This is a genomic window from Streptomyces mutomycini (assembly GCF_001700505.1).
Lineage (GTDB): Bacteria > Actinomycetota > Actinomycetes > Streptomycetales > Streptomycetaceae > Streptomyces > Streptomyces mutomycini.
The window spans coordinates 1-522 of record NZ_MAPV01000369.1; the positions used below are offsets into that span (position 1 = coordinate 1).

The following is a 522-nucleotide window of genomic DNA, read 5'->3' on the forward strand; positions in this document are numbered from 1 at the left end:
AGGTGCCGGGCCCGGGGGGAGCCGTGAACGCCGGGTCCTGCGCGGCACGGGCCGGAAGCGGGCACGGGCCGAAAGCGGCACTCGCGCGGCGCGGGCACGGACGGGGGCGCGGGCGCCGGCCGGGCGCGGCCCGGTCGTGGGTCAGGCGTCGGGGCCGGCGGATTCCTCGGCGATGCGCTCGTGGTGGCGGATGACCTCGGCCACGATGAAGTTCAGCAGCTTCTCGGCGAAGGCGGGGTCGAGCCTGGCGCTCTCGGCGAGCTGGCGGAGCCGGGCGATCTGGCGGGCCTCGCGGGCCGGGTCGGCGGGCGGCAGGTGGTGTTCGGCCTTGAGGTGGCCGACCTGCTGGGTGGCCTTGAAGCGTTCGGCGAGCATGTGGACGACTGCGGCATCGATGTTGTCGATGCTCTCGCGCAGCCGGTTCAGTTCGGCGGTGACGTACTCGTCGACGTTGCTCGTGGTCATGGTCAGCGAGCTTAGACGCACCGGTCGCGGGGTGGTCGACGGCGGGGTGGGGCGGTG

At 74.1% G+C, this 522-nt stretch carries 1 protein-coding gene; it reads right to left on the reverse strand.

Annotation, left to right across the window (positions count from 1 at the left end; genetic code table 11):
- Nucleotides 1–141 precede the first annotated feature (141 nt).
- Nucleotides 142–465 (reverse strand): chorismate mutase, encoded by a 324-nt coding sequence (locus BFF76_RS30495; RefSeq protein ID WP_031094391.1) that lies wholly within the window; start codon nt 463–465, stop codon nt 142–144.
- Nucleotides 466–522: the final 57 nt, after the last annotated feature.

Coding starts and splice junctions, on each gene's coding strand:
- BFF76_RS30495 (WP_031094391.1), bottom strand. CDS start 465: ATGACCACGAGCAACGTCGACGAGTACGTCACCGCCGAACTGAACCGG.